This is a genomic window from Nocardia sp. NPDC058497, assembly GCF_042720195.1.
Lineage (GTDB): Bacteria > Actinomycetota > Actinomycetes > Mycobacteriales > Mycobacteriaceae > Nocardia.
Window position 1 is genome coordinate 1 of sequence record NZ_JBHXMY010000781.1, and the last position, 2,251, is coordinate 2,251.

Annotated in this window: 3 protein-coding genes; all 3 read right to left on the bottom strand. The window is 66.3% G+C overall.

Annotated features, from left to right (window positions below; genetic code table 11):
• Positions 1-691 (bottom strand): ABC transporter permease (locus tag ACFWPJ_RS30850; protein WP_378856743.1); only part of this gene is annotated, 691 nt, incomplete at its 3' end.
• The gene (locus ACFWPJ_RS30855) at positions 684-1,538 is read right to left on the bottom strand and encodes an ABC transporter ATP-binding protein (protein ID WP_378856745.1); all 855 of its coding nucleotides are present in this window, start codon (positions 1,536-1,538) and stop codon (positions 684-686) included. The genes ACFWPJ_RS30850 and ACFWPJ_RS30855, both read right to left, overlap by 8 nt.
• Positions 1,535-2,251: ABC transporter substrate-binding protein (locus tag ACFWPJ_RS30860; protein ID WP_378856747.1), on the bottom strand; the 717-nt coding region annotated here is incomplete at its 5' end. The genes ACFWPJ_RS30855 and ACFWPJ_RS30860, both read right to left, overlap by 4 nt.

A 2,251-nucleotide genomic window follows, 5' to 3' on the forward strand; every position in this document is an offset into this window, starting at 1 on the left:
TAACTATGATCCACACCGCTGCCGCCATCCTTATTAATATGAATATTGACGGGATCGCCGCGGGCAGGATCACCTTTTGGAACAGCCTGATCGGCGAGAAGCCGAGCGACACCGCCGATTTCACCAACAGCGGGTCGACGGTGCGCACACCGGTGATGGTGTTGAGCAGGATCGGGAAGAAGGTGGCGTAGCCGATCAGCGCGATCTTCGACGTCTCGCCGATTCCGAGAATCAGCACGAACACCGGCAGCAGCGCCAACGCGGCGGTGTTGCGGAACAGCTCGAGTACCGGATTCAGGAAATCCGACACCGGTTTGTACCAGGCGATGGCGATCCCCACCGGTGCCGCGATCACCAGGGCGATGGAGAAACCGGTGACCGAGCGGGTGAGGCTGGCCGAAACGTGCTCGCCCAGTTGCCCGTTGGCGGTGAGTTCGGCGAAGGCCTGCACCACCACCGAGAACGATGGCAGGAACACCTCGTCGACCACGCCGAGCCGCGGCGCGAGTTCCCACGCGGCGAGCAGCAGCACGAAGGCCAGCAGGGGTTTGGTGATGCGCACCAGGGTGGTGGCGCTCGTGCGGACGAGCCCCGACGGAAGGGCGGGCCTGGAGATCGCGATGGCGCGCGGCGCGGGCGGTTCGGCGGTGACCTCGCTCGGGCGGACGAGCAGGGGGACGGCGCTAGACATGGGCGGGACTCCTGTCGGTGGACGCGACCGCGGCGGCGTCGTCGGTGGCGAGCTCGAGCCGCTGGGCCCGGCTGACCTCGCTCTGCAGTTCGGTCCAGATGCGGTGGCGGTAGTCGCGGAACTGTTCGCTGGAGCGGACATCGATGTCACCGGTGCGGTCGATATCGATGTCGATCACGGCCTTGACGCGGCCCGGTCGTGAGGTGAGCACCGCGACGCGCTGCCCCAGGTACACGGCCTCGTCGATGCCGTGGGTGATGAACAGGATGGTCTTGCCGGTCGTACGCCAGATGCGCAGCAGTTCGTCCTGCAGCGACTCCCTGGTCTGGGCATCGAGCGCGGCGAACGGCTCGTCCATCAGCAGGACCTCCGGGTCGAAGGCCAGGCTGCGGGCGATCGCGACGCGCTGCTTCATCCCGCCGGACAGTTCGTGCGGATAGCGGTCACCGAACCCGGCCAGGCCGACCAGCTCCAGGTAGTGGTCGGCGATCTGCCTGCGTTCCTTGCGGGCGACGCCCTTGGCTTCCAGCCCGAACTGGATGTTGGCGCGGGCGGTGCGCCACGGCAGCAGCGCGTACTGCTGGAACACCACGCCGCGGTCGAGGCCGGGGCCGGTGATCGGTGCGCCGTCGAGCAGGATCCGCCCCGAGCTCGGTGTGCTCAGGCCGCCGAGCAGGTCCAGCAGGGTGGATTTGCCCGAACCGCTGGGCCCGACCAGCACGAGGAATTCGCCTGCGCCGACTTCGATCGTGATGTCGTCGATCGCGGTGAACTTCTCGGCCGCGCCACGGATGGCGAACTGCTTGCCCACGCCGCGCAGAGCGAGTTTGGCTGTGGTGCTGCTCATTTCGCGGCAACCACCTCTCCGGTCGGGCCGCTGGCCGGCTGGTAGGTACCGTTGGCGTAGGGGTTGTCCTTGTTGGTGAACAGATCGGTGGCGGCGATCTTGCCCTTGGGCAGTTCCCCGTTGCGCTCGAGCCAATCGATCCAGATCTGGATCTCCTTGTCCGCGATCACCGCACCCGGCACCGGAATGCCGGAGCTGCGCCAGTAGTCGAGCAGTTTCAGATTCTCGTTGCGGCCGCGCTTGGTGATGATGTCGGTGAACTTGGCGATCACCTCGTGGCGCGGCGTGATCTGCAGCCAGCGGGTCGCGCGGGCTGTGCCCTGCACGAAATCCTTGACCGCGTCCGGATTCTGCGCGATGAAATCCTTGCGGAAAACATAGGTGCCGTAATCGAATTCGCCGAAGATGGCGGTATCGGTGAACAGCGGGCGCACGCCACCACGCCCGACGGCGGTCTCGCGCCACACGCTGTTCAGCGCGCCGACGTCGATCTGACCGCTGCGCAACGCCTCCTCGGTATTGACCGGCGGCACCACGATCAGCTGAACCTGCTTGATCTCGGCCTCGGTCAGGCCCTGCCGGTGCAGCCATTCACGGGTGACGAACTCGTGGTGCGCGCCGAGAGTGTTGATGCCGACCTTCTTGCCGACCAGGTCGCGGGCGCTGGTGATGCCGGAGTCCTCGCGGACGAAGTAGCCGGTGTAGGACTTGGC